This is a genomic window from Cellulosimicrobium sp. So1_17 (assembly GCF_055181235.1).
Map to the genome: position 1 here is coordinate 280241 of NZ_CM143702.1, position 18910 is coordinate 299150.

Annotated in this window: 17 protein-coding genes; 16 read left to right on the forward strand and 1 reads right to left on the reverse strand. The window is 73.9% G+C overall.

Annotated features, from left to right (window positions below):
• Window positions 1-63 precede the first annotated feature (63 nt).
• The 12 genes from hrcA to leuA all read left to right on the forward strand — a co-directional run bounded on the left by hrcA (window position 64) and on the right by leuA (window position 14906).
• Complete coding sequence (hrcA, locus tag ACZCLJ_RS01200) at window positions 64-1080, forward strand: heat-inducible transcriptional repressor HrcA (protein ID WP_251151590.1); 1017 nt, start codon at window positions 64-66, stop codon at window positions 1078-1080.
• A gap of 94 nt (window positions 1081-1174) precedes the next feature.
• Window positions 1175-2299, forward strand: coding sequence for a molecular chaperone DnaJ (gene dnaJ, locus ACZCLJ_RS01205; protein ID WP_251151589.1), 1125 nt, complete (start codon window positions 1175-1177; stop codon window positions 2297-2299).
• 26 nt (window positions 2300-2325) lie between these two features.
• A complete protein-coding gene (locus ACZCLJ_RS01210) occupies window positions 2326-3114 on the forward strand; it encodes a 16S rRNA (uracil(1498)-N(3))-methyltransferase (RefSeq protein WP_251151588.1) in 789 nt (262 codons plus the stop codon).
• 64 nt (window positions 3115-3178) lie between these two features.
• On the forward strand, window positions 3179-3529 hold the full coding sequence (locus ACZCLJ_RS01215; protein WP_251151587.1) for an HIT domain-containing protein: 351 nt from the start codon (window positions 3179-3181) through the stop codon (window positions 3527-3529).
• Window positions 3530-3680: 151 nt separating this feature from the next.
• Window positions 3681-4778, forward strand: coding sequence for a PhoH family protein (locus ACZCLJ_RS01220; RefSeq protein WP_251151586.1), 1098 nt, complete (start codon window positions 3681-3683; stop codon window positions 4776-4778).
• Window positions 4775-5227: an rRNA maturation RNase YbeY gene (ybeY, locus tag ACZCLJ_RS01225; RefSeq protein ID WP_463105196.1), complete on the forward strand. Its 453-nt coding sequence runs from the start codon at window positions 4775-4777 to the stop codon at window positions 5225-5227. The genes ACZCLJ_RS01220 and ybeY overlap by 4 nt, the downstream gene beginning before the upstream one ends.
• Complete coding sequence (locus ACZCLJ_RS01230; protein WP_463105197.1) at window positions 5224-6546, forward strand: hemolysin family protein; 1323 nt, start codon at window positions 5224-5226, stop codon at window positions 6544-6546. Before ybeY ends, ACZCLJ_RS01230 begins: the two co-directional genes overlap by 4 nt.
• On the forward strand, window positions 6543-7493 hold the full coding sequence (era, locus tag ACZCLJ_RS01235) for a GTPase Era (RefSeq protein ID WP_251151583.1): 951 nt from the start codon (window positions 6543-6545) through the stop codon (window positions 7491-7493). The genes ACZCLJ_RS01230 and era overlap by 4 nt, the downstream gene beginning before the upstream one ends.
• A 96-nt stretch (window positions 7494-7589) precedes the next feature.
• Entirely contained in the window at window positions 7590-9167 is a 1578-nt protein-coding gene (locus ACZCLJ_RS01240; RefSeq protein ID WP_463105198.1) for an alpha/beta hydrolase family protein, read from the forward strand.
• Window positions 9168-9262: 95 nt separating this feature from the next.
• Window positions 9263-10732 (forward strand): outer membrane protein assembly factor BamB family protein, encoded by a 1470-nt coding sequence (locus ACZCLJ_RS01245; protein ID WP_463105199.1) that lies wholly within the window; start codon window positions 9263-9265, stop codon window positions 10730-10732.
• Between the two features lie 113 nt (window positions 10733-10845).
• Window positions 10846-12912 (forward strand): DUF7937 domain-containing protein, encoded by a 2067-nt coding sequence (locus ACZCLJ_RS01250; RefSeq protein ID WP_463105200.1) that lies wholly within the window; start codon window positions 10846-10848, stop codon window positions 12910-12912.
• A gap of 203 nt (window positions 12913-13115) precedes the next feature.
• Complete coding sequence (leuA, locus tag ACZCLJ_RS01255) at window positions 13116-14906, forward strand: 2-isopropylmalate synthase (protein WP_463105201.1); 1791 nt, start codon at window positions 13116-13118, stop codon at window positions 14904-14906.
• 36 nt (window positions 14907-14942) lie between these two features.
• Here leuA and ACZCLJ_RS01260 read toward each other — a convergent pair whose 3' ends face one another.
• A complete protein-coding gene (locus ACZCLJ_RS01260; protein WP_251151578.1) occupies window positions 14943-15392 on the reverse strand; it encodes a MarR family winged helix-turn-helix transcriptional regulator in 450 nt (149 codons plus the stop codon).
• Between the two features lie 125 nt (window positions 15393-15517).
• Between ACZCLJ_RS01260 and ACZCLJ_RS01265 the strand changes: the two genes are divergently transcribed.
• The 4 genes from ACZCLJ_RS01265 to ACZCLJ_RS01280 all read left to right on the forward strand — a co-directional run bounded on the left by ACZCLJ_RS01265 (window position 15518) and on the right by ACZCLJ_RS01280 (window position 18897).
• On the forward strand, window positions 15518-16540 hold the full coding sequence (locus tag ACZCLJ_RS01265; protein WP_251151577.1) for an AvrD family protein: 1023 nt from the start codon (window positions 15518-15520) through the stop codon (window positions 16538-16540).
• The gene (locus ACZCLJ_RS01270) at window positions 16540-17223 is read left to right on the forward strand and encodes an ATP/GTP-binding protein (RefSeq protein ID WP_251151576.1); all 684 of its coding nucleotides are present in this window, start codon (window positions 16540-16542) and stop codon (window positions 17221-17223) included. The genes ACZCLJ_RS01265 and ACZCLJ_RS01270 overlap by 1 nt, the downstream gene beginning before the upstream one ends.
• 145 nt (window positions 17224-17368) lie before the next feature.
• The gene (gene recO, locus ACZCLJ_RS01275) at window positions 17369-18103 is read left to right on the forward strand and encodes a DNA repair protein RecO (RefSeq protein WP_251151575.1); all 735 of its coding nucleotides are present in this window, start codon (window positions 17369-17371) and stop codon (window positions 18101-18103) included.
• Window positions 18103-18897: an isoprenyl transferase gene (locus ACZCLJ_RS01280; protein WP_463105202.1), complete on the forward strand. Its 795-nt coding sequence runs from the start codon at window positions 18103-18105 to the stop codon at window positions 18895-18897. Before recO ends, ACZCLJ_RS01280 begins: the two co-directional genes overlap by 1 nt.
• Window positions 18898-18910: the final 13 nt, after the last annotated feature.

Sequence of the window (18910 nt, forward strand, 5' to 3'; positions counted from 1 at the left end):
AGTGCCGATGCCCCGGGTGCGTGCAGCGCCGGGTGGCGGTACGCGGGGACGCAGGAGGTGGACGTGAGCGAGGAACGCCGGCTGGAGGTCTTGCGGGCGATCGTCGAGGACTACGTCCTCACGCGCGAGCCCGTGGGGTCGCGCGTGCTCACGGAGCGCCACGGCCTCGGCGTCTCGCCGGCCACGATCCGCAACGACATGGCCGCGCTCGAGGACGCCGGGTACATCGCGCAGCCCCACACGTCGGCGGGCCGCATCCCGACGGACAAGGGCTACCGGCTCTTCGTCGACCGGCTCTCGGGCGTGAAGCCGCTCTCCGCGCCGGAGAAGCGCGCGATCGAGACGTTCCTGTCCGAGGGCGTCGACCTCGACGACGTCATCGCGCGCGCCGGACGGCTGCTCGCGCAGCTCACCGGCCAGGTCGCCGTCGTGCAGTACCCGTCGTTGCGCCGCTCGGGGCTGCGCCACCTCGAGCTCGTCCCCGTCGGGCAGGAGCGCCTCCTCGTCGTCATCATCACCGACACGGGGCGCGTCGAGCAGCGCACGCTCGAGGTCGCCAGCGTCCCGGACGAGGGCACGCTCGCCGAGGCCCGCGCCCGGCTCAACGCCGCCGCCGCAGGCAAGCGGCTCGCGGACCTCACCCCGGGGCTCGCCGAGGTCGCGGAGACGTTCCACCCCGACGACGCCCCGCTCGTGCGGGCGGTCGGCGAGCTCGTCGCGCAGACGCTCGCGGAGGAGAGCGAGGAACGCCTCGTGCTCGCCGGGACGGCGAACCTCGCGCGTGCCGGCATGCGCTTCGAGCACGCGCTGCGCCCCGTCCTCGAGGCGCTCGAGGAGCAGGTCGTGCTCCTGGGGCTCCTCACGGAGATGGCCGCCGAGTCCGGCGTCAACATCCGGATCGGTCACGAGAACCGGCTCGAAGGGCTCGTGGAGACGTCTGTCGTCACGACGGGCTACGGTAACGACGGGGACACGGTCGCCCTGGTCGGCTCCATCGGCCCCACGCGCATGGACTACCCCGGGACGATCGCCGCCGTCCGCGCGGTCGCCCGCTACCTGTCGCGGGCGCTCGGCACGTGACCGGCCGCGCAGCGACGACCACCGACGACCGATCGACGACCATCGACCCCGTCGGGCCCGATCCCCGGCGCCCGGCACCAGCAGAGAGTGACGTGTGAGCGACTACTACGAGATCCTCGGCGTGGCCCGCGACGCCAGCCCGGACCAGATCAAGAAGGCCTACCGCAAGCTCGCCCGCGAGCTGCACCCCGACGTCGCGGGGGAGGAGTCGGGCGACCGGTTCAAGGACGTCGCGCGCGCCTACGAGGTGCTGTCCAACCCGGAGAAGCGTCAGCAGTACGACCTCGGCGTGGACCCGACCGCCCCGGGCGGCGGGGCCGGCGGCCCGATGGGCGGCGGCTTCGGCTTCCAGGACATCTTCGAGACCTTCTTCGGCGGCGGCCAGGCGCAGCAGGGCCCGATCCCGCGGGCGCGCCGCGGCCAGGACGCCCTCGTGCGCCTCGACATCGACCTCGCGGAGGCGACGTTCGGCGCCAAGCGCGAGCTCCAGGTCGACACCGCGGTCGTGTGCGGCACGTGCGGCGGCTCGTGCTGCCGCCCCGGGACCTCGCCGCGCACGTGCGAGGTGTGCCACGGCCGCGGCACGGTCCAGCGCGTCGCGCGCTCGTTCCTCGGCCAGGTCATGACGAGCGCCCCGTGCGCCGCGTGCCAGGGCTTCGGCACCGTCATCCCGGAGCCGTGCGCGGAGTGCTCGGGCGAGGGCCGGGTCCGCAGCCGTCGCACGATCAGCATCAACGTGCCCGCGGGCGTCGACACCGGGACGCGCATCAAGCTCACGTCCCAGGGCGAGGTCGGCCCGGCCGGCGGTCCGGCCGGCGACCTGTACGTCGAGATCCGTGAGCGCAACCACGACACGTTCGTGCGCCGCGGCGACGACCTGCACTGCACGCTCCAGGTGCCCATGACGGCGGCCGCGCTCGGCACCGTCCTGGAGCTCGAGACCCTCGACGGCGCGCAGGAGATCGACCTGCGCCCCGGCACGCAGCCGGGTCAGATCGTCACGCTGAAGAACCTGGGAGTCGGGCACCTCCACGGCGCGGGTCGCGGCGACCTCAACGTGCACATCGAGGTCCAGGTCCCCACGGCGCTCGACGAGGAGCAGGAGCAGCTCCTGCGCTCGCTCGCGACGCTGCGGGGCGAGGAGCGTCCCGACCCGCGTCTGTCCGCCGCGCACCCGGGCGTGTTCTCGCGCCTGCGCGACAAGCTCTCCGGACGCTGAGGGATGCCCGTGAGCGAGCCGCGCCCGTGAGCGCCCCCGTCTTCCTGGCCGAGACCGGCATCGACCGCGTCGCCCCCGGCGACCGGTACGTCCTCGACGGTGCCGAGGGGCGCCACGCGGGGGTCGTGCAGCGCAAGGCGCGCGGCGAGCGGGTCGACGTCGTCGACGGCGACGGCGTGCGCCTGCGCTGCGTCGTCGAGGACGCCGACGCGGGCACGGTGACGCTGCTCGTCCAGGAGGTGGACCGCGAGCCGGCGCCGGACGTCGTCGTGACGCTCGTGCAGGCGCTCGCGAAGGGCGACCGCGACGAGATGGCCATCGAGGCGGCGACCGAGGTCGGCGTCGACGCCGTCGTCCCGTGGCAGGCGGAGCGCTCCGTCGTGGTGTGGCGCGGCGAGCGCGCGGCGAGGTCGCGGGCCCGCTGGCTCGCGACCGTGCGCACCGCGACGAAGCAGGCCCGGCGGGCGCGACTCCCGCTCGTCGCCGAGCCCGTCGACTCGCGCGGTCTCGCGGTGCGCGCGGCGGAGGCGCTCGCCGCGGGAGGCCTCGTGCTCGTCCTCCACGAGGAGGCGACGACGGCGCTCGCCGACGTCCCGCTGCCCGCGCCCGCGGCGGACGGCGCCCCGGCCCCGGAGGTGCTCGTCGTCGTCGGGCCGGAGGGCGGGATCTCCGAGCGCGAGCTCGAGACGCTGACCGCCGCGGGGGCGGTCGCCGCCCGGCTGGGGCCGCACGTCCTGCGGACGTCCACGGCGGGACCCGTGGCCATCGCGCTCCTCGCGCAGCGGCTCGGGCGCTGGGGCGTCGACCGCGCCTGACGACGGGCGGCCGACCGGGTGCCGGCCCGGGCGGGGACCGGGGTCGTGGACTAGCCTCGGCCGCATGACGAGCACCGAGACCGACTGCCTCTTCTGCCGGATCGTCGCGGGCGAGGTCCCTGCGGACGTCGTCGCGACGAGCGAGCGCTCGATCGCGTTCCGGGACATCGACCCGCAGGCGCCCGTGCACGTCCTCGTCGTCCCGCGCGACCACCACGGGGACATCGCGCAGCTCGCCGCGGCCGACCCGGAGCTGCTGAGCGACGTCGTCGCGCTCGCGGACGAGGTGGCGGGCGACCTCGCGGACGGGCAGTTCCGCCTGATCTTCAACTCCGGGCCGCGCGCCGGGCAGAGCGTGTTCCACGTGCACGGGCACGTCGTCGCCGGGGCCGAGCTGGGCTGGTCGCCGGCCTGACCGTCGCCCGACGAAAGGGCGTGTGCGCCCACCGCGTGCTCGGTACGATGGAGGCGTGCCCCGGGGCACGTGTCCCACCCGTCCCACCCGTAGCACGTGTCCCACCCGTACCACTGCCCGAACGAAGGAGCGAAGCGGCGCAAGCCGGCTCATGACATCCCTGCCACGAGACACCGCGCCCGGCTCGCCGGACGGAGGACCCTCCGAGCACCGGGTCGAGCACCGCATCGTCATCCCGGGCCACGTCCCGATGGTCGCGCTCCTCGGCAGCGGCGACTCCGTGCTCCGCGCGGTCGAGGACGGTTTCCCCGCCGTGGACGTGCACGTGCGCGGCAACGAGATCGCCGTCACCGGCCAGGCAGGGGACGTCGCGCTCGCGTCCCGCCTGCTCGACGAGCTCGTCGAGGTCGTCGAGGCGGGCACCCAGCTCACCGCCGACGTCGTCCGGCGGTCGATCCGCATGCTCACCGCGGCGACGGCGTCGCGACCTGCCGAGGTGCTGACGTTCAACATCCTGTCCAGCCGCGGGCGCACGATCCGCCCGAAGACCGTCGGCCAGAAGCGGTACGTCGACGCGATCGACGCGAACACCATCACCTTCGGCATCGGTCCTGCGGGTACGGGCAAGACGTACCTCGCCATGGCCAAGGCCGTGCAGGCGCTGCAGTCGAAGCAGGTCAACCGGATCATCCTCACGCGACCCGCCGTCGAGGCGGGCGAGCGCCTGGGCTTCCTCCCCGGCTCGCTCACGGAGAAGATCGATCCCTACCTGCGACCGCTCTACGACGCGCTCCACGACATGATGGACCCGGACGCGATCCCCAAGCTCATCGACGCCGGCACGATCGAGGTCGCGCCGCTCGCGTTCATGCGGGGCAGGAGCCTGAACGACTCGTTCATCATCCTCGACGAGGCCCAGAACACGACCTCCGAGCAGATGAAGATGTTCCTCACGCGCCTCGGGTTCGGCTCGCGCATGGTCATCACGGGGGACGCGACGCAGGTCGACCTCCCGGGCGGCACGGCATCGGGCCTGCGGGTGATCGAGGACGTCCTCACCGGCGTGGACGACGTCGAGTTCTGCCGGCTGACGTCGTCCGACGTCGTGCGCCACCGGCTCGTGAGCGACATCATCGACGCGTACGCCCGCTGGGACGTCGCGACGGCGCCGGCACGGGACCGCGAGGCACCGCGGGGTGGCCGACGGGCGGACCACCAGCGGAACGACGGACGGGCAGGCGGACGATGAGCATCGAGGTCAACAACGAGACCGAGGCGCAGGTCGACGAGGCGGAGTTCGCCGCGCTCGCGCGGTACGTGCTCGACGCGATGCGCGTGCACCCGCAGAGCGAGCTGTCGATCCTCTTCGTCGACACCGACGTCATGACCGAGCTGCACGTGCGGTGGATGGACGAGCCGGGGCCCACGGACGTCCTGTCGTTCCCCATGGACGAGCTGCGGCCCGGTCGCGACGGCGAGGTCTCGGGCCCGGGGCAGCTCGGCGACGTCGTGCTGTGCCCCGACGTCGCGGCCCAGCAGGCGCGCGCGGCCGGGCACTCGACCGCGGAGGAGATGCTCCTCCTCACCACGCACGGCATCCTCCACCTGCTCGGCTACGACCACGTGGAGCCCGAGGAGGAGAAGGAGATGTTCGCGCTGCAGCGCAAGCTCCTCCTGACGTTCCTCGCGGGCCGGTGAGCGGAGAACCCGTCGCGCTCCTCGCGACGCTGACCGTCGTCGCGGTCCTGCTCGCCGCCGCGCTGAGCGCGGCCGAGGCCGCGGTCCCACGGGTGACGCGCGCCGCGGTCGTGGACGGGGGCGAGCCCGGCGCCGCGTCCCCGCGAGCCCGTCGTGCGCTCGCGCTGCTCGCCGACCCGGCCGCGACGGCCCGGTCCGTCGGGTTCGCGCGCGTCGTCGTCGAGATGGTCGCCGTCACGTGCCTCACCCTCCTCGTCGCGGCGTGGCTCGAGCCGTGGTGGCAGGTCCTGCTCGTCGCGCTCGCGGCGAGCGTCGTCGTCGGCCTCGTCGTGGTGCGGGTGAGCCCGCGCTCGCTCGGGCGGCGTCACGCCGTGCGGGTGCTGGTCGCGCTGTCGGGGCTGCTGACGGCGGTCACGGCCGCGACCCGCTGGCTCACCCGGCTCGCGCCGGCCCCGGACGCGGGGGCGCACGAGCGTGAGCTGCAGGACATGGTGGACCGTGTCAACGAGTCCGAGGTGATCGAGGACGAGGAGCGCGAGCTCATCCGGTCCGTCTTCGAGCTCGGCAGCACGCTCACGCGCGAGGTCATGGTGCCGCGCACGGACATGGTCACGACGTCCCGCGACACCCCCCTGCGCAAGGCGCTGTCGCTCTTCCTGCGCTCGGGCTTCTCGCGCGTCCCGGTCACGGGGACGTCGGCCGACGACCTCGTGGGCGTCGCCTACTTCAAGGACGTCGTGCGTGTCCTGGAGACCTCACCGGGCGACGCCTCGCGACCGGTCGGAGAGGTCGCGCGCCCTGCGATCTTCGTCCCCGAGTCCAAGCCTGCGGACGACCTCCTGCGCGAGATGCAGGCCTCGTCGTCGCACATGGCGATGGTCGTCGACGAGTACGGCGGCATCGCCGGTCTCGTGACGATCGAGGACGCGCTCGAGGAGATCGTCGGCGAGCTCACGGACGAGCACGACCGCCCCGAGCCCGAGGTCGAGGACCTCGGCGAGGGTCGGCTCCGTGTGCCGGCGCGTCTCGGCGTCGAGGAGCTCGGCGAGCTGTTCGACCTCGACCTCGACGACGACGACGTCGACACCGCGGGCGGTCTGCTCGCCAAGGCGCTCGGCAAGGTCCCGCTGCCCGGTTCCTCCGCCGACGTGCACGGCCTGCACCTCGAGGCGGACCGGGTGCAGGGCCGCCGCAAGCAGCTCGCGACGCTCGTCGCCTCCCGCTCCGACTCCCACGTCGCCTCCCGCTCCGACTCCCACGCCGGCTCCCGTGCCGCCTCTCTCGACCACGCACCCCCCACCGCGAAGGACACCCCATGAGCACCCCCCTGCCCGAGCACCGTTCCGGGTTCGCCTGCCTCGTGGGTCGCCCCAACGCCGGCAAGTCGACGCTGACGAACGCGCTCGTCGGCCAGAAGGTCGCCATCACCTCCGGTCGGCCGCAGACGACACGGCACACGATCCGTGGGATCGTGCACCGCCCCGACGCCCAGCTCGTCCTCGTCGACACCCCGGGGCTGCACCGGCCGCGCACCCTGCTGGGCGAGCGGCTCAACGACCTGGTGCGCGGCACGCTCACCGAGGTCGACGTCATCGCGTTCTGCCTGCCCGCGGACCAGAAGATCGGCCCCGGCGACCGGTTCATCGCGAACGAGCTCGCCGAGGTGCGGCGCGGTCGCCACCGCACGCCGGTGGTCGCCGTCGTGACGAAGGCCGACCTGGTGGACCGGGGGACGCTCGCCGCGCACCTGCTCGCGGTCGACCGCCTCGGTGAGCAGGCGGGCGGCTGGGTCGACATCGTCCCGGTCTCCGCGCAGGACGGGTACCAGGTCGACGTCCTCACGGACGTGCTCGTCACCCACCTGCCCGAGGGCCCCGAGCTCTACCCGGGGGGCGAGCTCACCGACGAGCCCGAGGCCGTCATGGTCGCCGAGCTCGTGCGCGAGGCGGCGCTCGAGGGCGTGCGCGACGAGCTCCCGCACTCGCTTGCCGTCCAGGTCGAGGAGATCGTGCCCCGCGAGGGTTCGGGTGACGAGGCATCGGGCAAGCCGCCGCTGCTCGACGTGCGCGTCAACCTCTTCGTCGAGCGCGACAGCCAGAAGGCGATCGTCATCGGCCGCGGCGGCTCGCGCCTGCGCGACGTCGGCACCCGTGCGCGTCACGGCATCGAGGCGCTGCTGGGCACGCGGGTCTACCTCGACCTGCACGTCAAGGTCGCGAAGGACTGGCAGCGCGACCCCAAGCAGCTGCACCGGCTGGGCTTCTGACGGCGTGCCGTCCACGCAGGGGCGGGGGACGTCCCCCGCTCGACCGAGGGGTCGGCACCAGGGATCCGGGCGTACGCCGCGGCGTACGATCCTTCGGTGATCTTCCGGACCGCGGCGACGACAGCCGCCCTCGCGATCGTGCTCGCGGTCCTCGGCGCGGTCACCGGGCCGCAGTGGGACCCGGTGCCGGTGTCCGAGCACCTCGAGCCGGAGACGTCGGACACGACGATCGGCGGCCAGCCCCCGGGCGGCGCCGACGCGGTCGGCACGTACGACGTGCGTGAGACCGACGTGACGGTGCGCCTCGACGGCACCTCGGTCGGTGGCGTCCTGCGCGAGCCCGTCGACGCGCCGGGGGACCGGTCGGGCGTCGTGTTCGTCCACGGCGCGGGCACCGGTCTCGCCACCGAGGCGTTCGTCGACGTCGCCACCGACCTCGCGAGCGCCGGTGTGGTGACGCTCGTGCCGGACAAGCGTCTCGACACCTACACGACGCGCCACCGCGACTACGAGGCCATGGCGCGCGACTACGCGCACTCCGTCGACCTCCTGCGCGCGCGGCCCGGCGTGGACCCCGACGCCGTCGGGCTGTACGGCGAGTCCGAGGGCACGTGGATCGTGCCCGTCATGGCCGCGGACGACCCCGGTGTCGCCTTCTCGGTGCTCGTCTCGGCCCCCGTCGTCCCGCCGCGGCAGCAGGCCGCGTTCGCGGTCGACAGCTACCTGCGCAACACCGACGTCCCGCACGGCGTCTTCCGGGCCATCCCCCGCGCCGTCGGCATGGCGATCCCCGGCGGTGGGTTCGAGTACGCGGACTTCGACGTCGAGCCCTTCCTCGAACGTCTGACGCAGCCCGTGCTCGTCGTCTACGGGACCGCCGACCCGTCGATGCCCGTCGAGCAGGGTGCGCAGCAGATCCTCGACGCGACCGCGGACCAGCCCGGGGCCGGCACGACGGTCCGCTTCTACGACGGCGCGAACCACGGGATCAAGATCGGCGACGTCCTGGTGCCCGACTTCCCGCGTGACGTCGCCGCCTGGACCGAGTCCCTGCCGGGCAGCGCCGACGCGCCGCCGCAGGTCGCCGGTGCCCGGCCGAACCAGCAGTACCTCGCCGGGCCCGTCCCCACGCCGCGCTGGTTCGGCAACGGCGACCTGTTCGTCGCGCTCGTCCTCGTGGCCGTCGGCCTGATCGTCGTCGGGCCCGTGATCCGGCTCGTCACGAGCCTCGTCTCCCGGCTCCGGCGGGTCGTCGGGCGCCGCCCGCGTCCGTCGGGGCTCGCCCCGGGCTTCCGCGGTCCGCTGACCGGGCTCGGTGTCGGCGCGCTCGCGACGATCGTCGGGCTCGTCGTCTACCTCGTGGCGGTCGCACGGCTCGCGCTCGACTACGAGAAGGACGCGTGGGTCGTGCAGGGCGGCTGGGTCGTGGTGCGGCTCGCGGGGCTCGCCACCCTCGTGGCGGCCGCCCTGCTGATCAACCGGTGGGCCGAGGTGCGTTCCGCGCGCGAGGGCTTCGCCGGCAGCCTGCCCGCCGAGGGGCCGCGCGAGCGCGGCGCCGCGGTGCGCGTCGCGGAGGGCGTCACGACGCACCTGATGCTGTGGAGCGTGCTCACCGGGGCGACGATCCTCCTCGTCGTCCTCGCGTACTGGGGCGTGTACCAGCTCGGGATCTGAGCGGGCGTCTGAGCAAACATCTGAGCAAGCATCTGGGCGGGCGTCCGAGCGGCACCTGAGCGGCGGCGTCGGGCCGGCGAGCCTACCGTGGACGGGTGAGGCCTCGTCGGCGTGGCCACGACGGAGCGGGGCACGTCCGAGGGCGGGCGGGCCGTCCGCCGGACGCCGCTGCGGCCGACGAGCACGCGCCGCTGCGGTTCGAGCTCGTCGCGGACGACGACGACCCTGCGGACGACGATCTCCCCGAGCCGCGCGCGCCCGCCGTCGTCCCGGCGCCGGGTGGGGACGCCCGGGGCCCGCGGCGGCGCTGGTACGCGCACCCCGTCCCGTGGGTCGCGGCGGCGACCGCCCTCGCGCTCGGCGGGTCGTTCCTGGCGACGCGCGTCATCGAGGCGGCCCAGCGCGTCGAGGTCGCGGCGCTCGACGGCGGCCTCCGGCCCATCGAGGCACCCCTGGAGGTGAGCTGGTCGGTGCCGCTCGACCCCGGAGGGGCGGTGATCGCCGGGCCGGGCGTCGTCGTCACGCACGGCGACGGGCTGACGGCGTACGCGGTGGACGACGGCACGCCCGTGTGGCGCTCCGAGGCGGTGGGCGAGCTCGCGACGTGCGTCCCCCGTGCGGACCGGTCCCCGACCGAGGTCGTCGTGTGCCTGACGCCCCGGGACGGCCCGGGGGTCCTGCTCACCGTCGTCCAGGCCGCGTCGGGCCGGACCCTCGGCGAGCGCGTCGTCGAGGTGGTGGGGCAGGCGGTCGTGCCCGTGGGCGACGCCGACGTCGTCCGCGCGCGGTGGGACGAGGGCGACGTCGTCCTCGTGCGGGAGGAGGCCGCCACGGGCGTCGTGCGGTGGGAGCGGCGCGTCGAGCGCGAACGGTCGGGCAGCATGCAGCTCGCGGTGCGCTCGGCGGGGAGCGGGATCGTGCTGGACGTCGACCGCGGGGTCGTGACGCTCATGGCCCCGGGCGTCGTCGCGACCCTCACCGAGGACGGGACGGTGCTGAAGGAGGGCGACGTCTGGACCGTCGTGCGCCTGCCCGACGGGCGGTACGTCGGCAACGAGTACGGGAGCGGTACGACGACCGTGTTCACCGCGGCCGGCGAACCCCGCGTCGAGGTCCGGGGGAGAGCGGTCGAGGCCCCGCTCAGCGACGGGTCCGTCCCGGGTGTCCTCCTCATGAACACGTTCCGTGGGGTCGCCGGCGTCGACGCCGTCACCGGCGCCCCGCTCTGGACGCTCGCGACCACCGGCTCCCGTCCCGTCGTGCGCGTCGACGGCCTGGTCGTGCTGCGGACGGAGACGACCCTGCACGGGGTGGACGTGGCGTCGGGTGCGGTGCGGTGGGAGTCGCCCCTCACGGACGGGGCGACGTGGCCGGCGCTCACCGACGGTCGCTCGCTGCTCGTGGCCGAGGGGGAGGGCGGGCGACGCCAGCACCTGGTCTCGATCGCGCTCGCGGACGGTACCGTCGAGTGGCGGTGGCCGATCCCGGAACGCACGTACCACGCCTTCACGTCCGAGGGACGGCTCTTCCTGCTCGGTACCGACCGACTGTCGGCGGTGTCCTGACCGGCGCCGCGTGGCAGGTTGAGCGTGGCGTGAGGAAACGGTAGAAACGGTCGGGGCCCTTCCGGGTCCCGGCGGGGTGCGACCTGCACCGCGCGACAGCGTAGGGAGCCACGATGACCAACGAGAGCCCAGCGGTCGGCGAGCCGCAGACCGACGAGCCGGGGCCCGTGACCGGGGAGACGCCGGGGACGTCCCGCGACGAGGCGGCGACCGCCGAGCCCCGTCCTGGGGACGTCGGTGCGGGCGAGCAGGCCGCCGAGGCGTCGGGGGCCGGGGGGCTCTCGCCCTTCGCCGGCATCCCGGTGAGCGACTTCGTGCGCGACGGCGTGGCCGCGGTCCTGCTGCTCGTGTCCTTCGCGCTGCCGTGGGACGTCTCCCACCGCGCCTCGGACAAGGTCGAGGTCGTCCTGCTGACGATCCTGTCCCTGCTGTCGCTCGCCCTGCCCTACCTCGCTCGCACGGGCGTGCTCCCGGCGAGCTGGACGGTCCACACGACCCGTCAGGTGCGGCTGCTCGCGAACGCGCCGTACGTGCTGCTGGTCGCGGTCTACCTCGTCGTGGACGTCGTGGGCGGGGGTGACCTGTCCGACGGGTGGGGCGGCGTCGGGTCGGCCGCCGCGCTCGGTCTCGCGGGAGCGCTGCTCGCGGCGCAGCCGCGCCAGAGCGAGCTCGGTCCGGAGGACCTCGACCGCGCCGTGACCGACCAGTGGCTGCGCGTCCTGCTCGTCCTGTCCGCGGTCCTGGGTGTCTCGGCTGTGCTCACCGTGATCCTCACGATCGTCGGCGCGACGGGGATCGGCGCGATCGGCGTGCTGGTCGTCCTGCTCAACGCGGTGTTCGTCGTCGCCCTCGCCGGGCTCCCGGCCCTCGGTACCTGGCGTCGCTCCGAGGCCGCCCGCCTCACGCTCGTCGGCCTCGGCGTCATCCTCGCGTCGGCGTTCGTCCTCGGCTCGGGCGACAACGGCATCCTCACGATCGAGGGCACGCACCTCGGCCGCTTCGGCCTCGTCCTGGTGCCGGCGCTCGCGGCGGTGGCGTCGTCCCCGGCGGTGCGCCGCGCCATGGCTCCGGTCCCCGAGGCCCGGGCCTGGGTGGGCGTCGCGCTCCGCGGGCTCGACCTCGTGGTGGTCGTCGGCGCATACCTCGCCGTCCGCGGCGTCCTCGAGCTGGCCGACGGCAGGCGCGGCGTGCCCGTCGTCCTCGGGGTCGTCATCGGGCTGCTCGTCGCGGGCGTCGCGCTCGTCGCGCGCCGCTCGCTGGCCCGCGACGCGGCGACGGGCCGTCCGCTCGCGCTCGGCGCCGCGGGCGTCGTGGCGCTGCTCGGCATCGTGCTGCTCGTCGTCACGGCGAACCGCGTGGCGAACGGCGGCGGTGTCGAGCACCTTCTCCTCGCGTTCGGCCTCCCGCTCCTCGTCGTGTACGCGCTGACGGTCCCCCAGGAGGTCCGGGCCTACTTCGCCGAGCACCGGCCCGACCCGGCCGCGGCCGGTTCCGCCGCGACCGCCGCCTACGTGTGGCAGCCCGCTGCGCCCAGGCCGCCGCGCCCGGCGAAGGCAGCTCCCGCGCCCGTCGCCGGGCCTCCGGCGACCGCGGGCCACCAGGGACAGACCGCGTGGTCGGGCGCGGCGGACGGGACCGAGGTCCTGCCGGTCCAGACGGTGCAGCCCGAGCGCAGCGGGTACGCCGCACGCCCGGGCCTCACGCCGGTGGACTCCCAGACGACCGCGGTGATGCCGGCGGTCACCGACGGCTCGCGCGACGTCCCGGGCCAGACGGCGCAGCAGGGCTACGCGACGTCTCAGCAGGGCGGTGACCCGCAGCACCAGGCCGCGCCCGGGCAGACGGCGCAGCAGGGCTACGGCCAGCAGGCACAGCCGGGCTACGCCCAGCAGCAGGGGTACGGCCAGCAGACGCCGCAGGGCTACGCCCAGCAGGGCTACGGCCAGCAGGGCTACGGCCAGCAGGGCCAGCAGGCGTTCGCGCCCCAGCCGGGCTTCACGCCCCAGCAGGCCCTCGACCCGTCGACCCCGCTCGAGGTGCTCGCCCAGATCGTGCAGGACGCCCCCCACCTGCGTCCGCAGGTCGCGGCGAACCCGTCGACCTATCCCGCCCTGCTCGAGTGGCTCGGCAACCTCGGCGACCCCGCGGTGGACGCCGCGCTCCGCTCGCGCCGGGGCTGACCGCTCCGGCCTGCCCCCGCGACGCGTGCGGGTGGCCGGGACCGGACGTCCCGGCCGCCCGCACGCGCTCGGGGTACAGTGACAGCGTGCACCTGATGCGGCGGCTCCTCCTTCGTTGCCGCGGCGAGGCCCTCTAGCCGGTCCCTCGTCGCGGTGGTTGGTGTGCCGGCTGACACCGATCAGGACGACCCGAAGGACCCATGATGAACGCCTCAGCCCACACCTCCAGCACCTCCACCGACGCCGGCGCGCAGGCCAACCCGCAGCAGCCGTCGGGCATGCCGATCCACAAGTACCTGCCGTTCCACCGCCAGTTCGACGTCACGGTCCCGGACCGGACGTGGCCCGACCGGCGGATCACGCAGGCGCCCCGCTGGTGCGCCGTCGACCTGCGGGACGGCAACCAGGCCCTCATCGAGCCGATGAACCCCGAGCGCAAGCTGCGCATGTTCGAGCTGCTCGTCGAGATGGGCTACAAGGAGATCGAGGTCGGCTTCCCCTCGGCCTCGCAGACCGACTTCGACTTCGTGCGGATGCTCATCGAGGAGGACCGCATCCCGGACGACGTCGTCATCCAGGTGCTCACCCAGTCCCGCGAGCACCTCATCGCGCGGACCTACGACGCGATCAGGGGTGCGAAGCAGGCGATCGTGCACCTGTACAACTCGACCTCGGTCCTGCAGCGCGAGGTGGTGTTCCGCTCCGACCCCGACGGCATCGTGGGCATCGCCGTGGACGGCGCGAAGCTGTGCAGGAAGTTCGAGGAGACCGTCCCGGGGACGACCGTCTACTACGAGTACTCGCCCGAGTCCTACACGGGCACCGAGCTCGAGTTCGCCGCCCGCATCTGCAACGAGGTGCTCGAGGTCTTCGAGCCCACGCCCGACCGCAAGGTCATCATCAACCTCCCGGCGACGGTCGAGATGGCGACGCCGAACGTCTACGCCGACTCCATCGAGTGGATGAACCGGCACCTGAACCACCGCGAGAACGTCGTGCTGTCGCTGCACCCGCACAACGACCGCGGCACGGCGGTGGCCGCCGCCGAGCTGGGCTACCAGGCCGGCGCCGACCGCATCGAGGGCTGCCTGTTCGGCAACGGCGAGCGCACGGGCAACGTCTGCCTGGTCACGCTCGGCATGAACCTGTTCAGCCAGGGCATCGACCCGCAGATCGACTTCTCCGACATCGACCACGTGCGCCGCACCGTCGAGCACTGCAACCAGCTCGGCGTCCCCGAGCGGCACCCGTACGCGGGCGACCTCGTCTTCACGGCGTTCTCCGGCTCGCACCAGGACGCGATCAAGAAGGGCTTCGACGCCATGGCGGTCCACGCCGAGGCGGAGGGCACGACCGTCGACGACCTCGTGTGGGCGGTGCCGTACCTGCCGATCGACCCGAAGGACGTCGGTCGCTCGTACGAGGCCGTGATCCGGGTCAACTCGCAGTCGGGCAAGGGCGGCATCGCGTACCTGCTGAAGACCGAGCGCCACCTCGACCTGCCCCGCCGGCTGCAGATCGAGTTCTCGAAGTCGGTCCAGACGCACACCGACGAGCACGGCTCGGAGGTCACGGGCGAGGACATCTGGCGGATCTTCTCCGACGAGTACCTGCCCGTCGAGCCGGGCTCCGGGCTGGAGCCGTGGGGACGCCTCAAGCTGCGTGCGACGCGTGCGTCCTCGAGCGAGACCGGCCCGGACACGCTGAGCGTCGACGTCGTCGACCGGGGCGAGGAGCTGACGCTCGAGGGCACCGGCAACGGGCCGGTGGCCGCGTTCGTCGACGCGGTCGCCCAGGTCGGCGTCGACGTGCGCGTCCTGGACTACGCGGAGCACGCGCTGTCCGAGGGCGGCGACGCGACGGCGGCGGCCTACGTCGAGTGCCAGGTGGGCGACGACGTCCTGTGGGGCGTCGGCATCGACCCCTCGATCACGACCGCGTCGCTCAAGGCGATCGTGTCGGCGGTCAACCGCGCGGAGCGCACCGCGGGCTGAGCGTCCGGACGGTCCAGGACCTCGGGGCCGCGGTGCTCACACCCCGGTGGGTGCCGCGGCCCGGTCGTGCGCCGTCACGCGTTCGAGCAGGACCTGCAGCTGCGCGAGGTCCTCGTCGTCGAGGCGTTCCAGGGGCGACTCGGCGCTCAGCCGGTCGAGCATCGCCCGGCGGACCTCCTGCCCCCGTGGCGTGAGCGCGACGAGCTTGGAGCGACGGTCGGTCGGGTGCGGCCGCCGCTCGGCGTAGCCGAGCGACACGAGCCGGGAGACGACGAACGTCACGTTGGACGGCTCGCACTCGAGGAGCACGGCGAGCTGGCTGGGCGGGAGCGGGTCGACCAGGTCACGGACGGCGCACGCCTGCGTGCACGTGAGCCCGTAGGGCTCGTACATCCCCCTGATCGCCCGCTCCGACTGTTCCGCTACCGCATCGAGCAGGATGCGTACATCCCTCGTGCGGTCGTCGCGGTCATGGGAACGGACCATGACGGCATGGTAGTCCTACGACCTGCGAGCGTGTGTGGGTGAAAGGTGGTCAGTTCGTGCAGTGGCAGCGCTAGACTGCGAGACCTGACGTGCCGACCGGCACGACGCCCGCCCGGAGGAGCCGCATGAGCACCGCTGCGTCGATCGACGACCTGCTGGGTCCGGCCTCGGCGCGATTCTTCGGGTCCGGGTACCGCGCGGTGCGTCACGAGGTCCGCGACCTCGTGCACGAGAGCGGCCAGACGGGCTCGTCCCAGGTGCACGGTTCCGCCTCTCTCAGCTACCCGCCGTCCTGGTCCAGGAAGGGTGGGCGCGCGCTCGTCCCGCACGTCTCCTCGATCGACGCGTTCGTCCTCGCCGCCCAGCTCGCCGAGGTCCTGCTCGCCCTGTCGCTCGGTCTCCGCGACGAGGAGCGCACGCGCGCGTGGGTCCGCTCGGTGGACCTGCGGTCGGGCACGCAGCCGCAGGAGGACCTGGAGGCCATACCGCTGAGCGCTCGGGTCGTCGCCACCTCGACCGGTCCCCACGGGCCGGCCTCGACGGTCGAGGCGAGGGTGGGCACGCTCACGACCGTCCTGGTCGTGGCGCACCCGCCCGGCGTCCGCGGCCGCCCGGTGCACGGACCGGTGGTCCTCGACGACCTCCTCGGGCCGGCGCGGGAGAGGTACCACGCGGGCGGGTACACCGCGTCGTCGCAGGAGATCGTCGACGTCGAGCTGGACGACGCGCGCGGCGTCCGGGCCGCCGTCGTCCCGTCGGCTGACCGCACCGCACGGCCCTGGCGCGACCTCGGCGGGTCGTACCGGCCGAGCGTGACGTTCATCGACGCGATCGTCGGTCTCGCCCAGGTCTCCGAGGTGCTGCTGTACGCGCTCGACGCGGTCGACCGCGCCCGCTCCCACACGATGTGGATGCGCAGGGTCCGGCTCGAGACACCGGTCCCGGACGTGCCACGCGAGCCGTTCCGCACCCGTGCCGACCTCCGGACCGCGCGTCTCGTCCCCCTGCACGGTGCCACGTGGCGTGCGGTGGAGATGTCGGCCACCTACCACGCCTACTCCGCCCGCTACGCGCTCGCCCACGAGCTGCCGTCGGACGGCGACCGGACCGTCGTGCGCCCACCCGTCGCGCCGGGCGAGGCCGCCTGATGCGCATCGCGGTCTCGGGGACCTACTCCGCCGGGAAGACCACGACGTCGCTCGCCCTGAGCCACCTCACGGGACTGCCGCGCACGCACGCTCGCTCGATGCGCGAGATCCTGCCCGAGGTCCTGCCGGGGCGCCGGCTGGAGGAGTGCACCGCGGTCGAGCTGCTCGAGCTGGGGATCGTCCGCTACACGGAGCGCGCGGTGCACGAGAGCCACGCCGGGGACGCCTTCCTGTCGGACGGGTCGTCCCTGCACGAGTGGGTGTACGGGGCGGTCCGCGCGGAGACGGGCATCGTCCCGAGCGACCACCGGCAGGACGACGCACGGACCGCGGAGCGGGAGTTCCTCGCCTCCGCGATGGCCGCGTTCGGGGGAGTCGTCCGACGGCACGCGCTGCGGTCGTACGACCTCTTCGTCCACCTGCCGGTCGAGTTCCCGCTCGTCGCGGACGGGCACCGGCCGGTGTCGGAGCGGTTCCGCGAACGGTCCGACACCATGCTGCGCACGACGCTCGGCACGCTCGGCATCCCGTGCATCGTCGTCGGGGGGACCCTCGAGCACCGGCTCGAGCGGATCGTCGACGAGCTCGGCCTGCCCCGCACCACCTCGGTCGCCGCCGCGGCGGCGAGAGCGTACGCGGACATCGCCACGATGGACGTGCGCGTGGAGACGGCTCGCCTCTGAGCCGTCGGGTCGTGGGCGGTCGCGCAGGGGGAGGCCGCCCACGACCCCTGGTCCGCTGCTGCTGGTGGCGTCACGGCGGTGCACGACGTGCGGCGCGTGCGTCGTCCTCGTCCCCGACGTGGGCGGCGTGCGGGAGAATGGGCGCGTGGTCCTCTACCGAGACGACGCGATCGTCCTGCGCACCCAGAAGCTGGGCGAGGCGGACCGTATCGTCACCCTGCTGACGCGCGAGCACGGGAAGGTGCGCGCTGTCGGCAAGGGGGTGCGGCGCACGTCGTCGCGGTTCGGTGCACGCCTCGAGCCGTTCATGGTCGTCGACGTCCAGCTCCACGCCGGGCGGTCGCTCGACACCGTGACCCAGGCGGAGACGGTGGGACCGTACGCCAGGCGGATCTGCGAGGACTACGCGCTCTACACCGCCGGGACGGTCATGCTCGAGACCGCCGAACGGCTCGTCGCCGACGAGCGCGAGCCGGCGGTGCAGCAGTACTGGCTGCTCGCCGGGGCCCTGCGCGCGCTCTCGGAGCGTGCCCACGCGCCGAACCTCGTGCTCGACTCCTACCTGCTGCGGGCGCTCGCGGTCGCCGGCTGGGCGCCGTCGTTCACGGACTGCGCCCGGTGCGGGGAGCCCGGGCCGCACCACGCGTTCGCCGTCGCGCAGGGCGGGGCGGTGTGCGGCAGGTGCCGCCCGCCGGGCTCGACGTCGCCCGCCCCCGAGACCTTCGCCCTCCTCGCCGCGCTGCTCGCGGGAGAGTGGGAGACCGCCGACGCCTCCACGGCGCGGCACCGCAAGGAGGCGAGCGGCCTCGTCGCCGCCTACGGCCAATATCACCTGGAGAGAACGTTGCGATCACTGCGCATGGTGGAGCGGGACGCCTGATGGCGCGCCGCACGCGTCCCGTCGTCCCGCCGTTCGCCCACCCCTCGGGCGCACGCCCCCCGGCGATCCCGCAGCAGTTCGTGCCGAACCACGTCGCCGTCGTCATGGACGGCAACGGCCGGTGGGCGAACGCGCGCGGTCTGCCGCGCACCGCGGGCCACGAGGCAGGAGAGGCGGCGCTGCTCGACGTCGTCGCGGGCGCCGTCGAGATCGGCGTGAAGCACGTCTCGGCGTACGCGTTCTCCACCGAGAACTGGAAGCGCTCGCCCGACGAGGTGCGCTTCCTCATGGGCTTCAACCGCGACGTCATCCGACGCCGTCGCGACGAGATGGACTCGTGGGGCGTGCGCGTGCGGTGGGCGGGTCGCCGGCCACGGCTGTGGACGTCCGTGGTCAAGGAGCTCGAGATCGCGGAGGAGCAGACGCGGGACAACGACGTCTGCACGCTCACGATGTGCGTCAACTACGGTGGGCGCGCCGAGATCGCGGACGCCGCCGCGGCGATCGCCCGCGAGGCGGCGGCCGGGAGGCTCGACCCGTCGAAGGTCACGGAGCGCACCGTGCAGAAGTACCTCGACGAGCCCGACCTGCCCGACGTGGACCTGTTCCTGCGCAGCTCCGGCGAGCAGCGCACGTCGAACTTCATGCTGTGGCAGGCCGCGTACGCGGAGCTCGTGTTCCTCCCGGAGCCGTGGCCGGACGTCGACCGGCGCCACCTGTGGCGGGCGGTCGAGGAGTACGCGCGACGCGACCGCCGGTACGGGGGAGCGGTCGACGCGGTCGGCACGGCCTGACGGCACGCTCGGC

What these genes read in the sequence shown, in the direction of transcription:
- ACZCLJ_RS01215 (WP_251151587.1), top strand. Translation starts at nt 3,179, where the DNA reads ATGACGAGCACCGAGACCGACTGCCTCTTCTGCCGGATCGTCGCGGGC.
- ACZCLJ_RS01220 (WP_251151586.1), top strand. Translation starts at nt 3,681, where the DNA reads ATGACATCCCTGCCACGAGACACCGCGCCCGGCTCGCCGGACGGAGGA.
- ybeY (WP_463105196.1), top strand. Translation starts at nt 4,775, where the DNA reads ATGAGCATCGAGGTCAACAACGAGACCGAGGCGCAGGTCGACGAGGCG.
- era (WP_251151583.1), top strand. Translation starts at nt 6,543, where the DNA reads ATGAGCACCCCCCTGCCCGAGCACCGTTCCGGGTTCGCCTGCCTCGTG.
- ACZCLJ_RS01250 (WP_463105200.1), top strand. Translation starts at nt 10,846, where the DNA reads ATGACCAACGAGAGCCCAGCGGTCGGCGAGCCGCAGACCGACGAGCCG.
- leuA (WP_463105201.1), top strand. Translation starts at nt 13,116, where the DNA reads ATGAACGCCTCAGCCCACACCTCCAGCACCTCCACCGACGCCGGCGCG.
- ACZCLJ_RS01260 (WP_251151578.1), bottom strand. Translation starts at nt 15,392, where the DNA reads ATGGTCCGTTCCCATGACCGCGACGACCGCACGAGGGATGTACGCATC.
- ACZCLJ_RS01265 (WP_251151577.1), top strand. Translation starts at nt 15,518, where the DNA reads ATGAGCACCGCTGCGTCGATCGACGACCTGCTGGGTCCGGCCTCGGCG.
- ACZCLJ_RS01270 (WP_251151576.1), top strand. Translation starts at nt 16,540, where the DNA reads ATGCGCATCGCGGTCTCGGGGACCTACTCCGCCGGGAAGACCACGACG.
- ACZCLJ_RS01280 (WP_463105202.1), top strand. Translation starts at nt 18,103, where the DNA reads ATGGCGCGCCGCACGCGTCCCGTCGTCCCGCCGTTCGCCCACCCCTCG.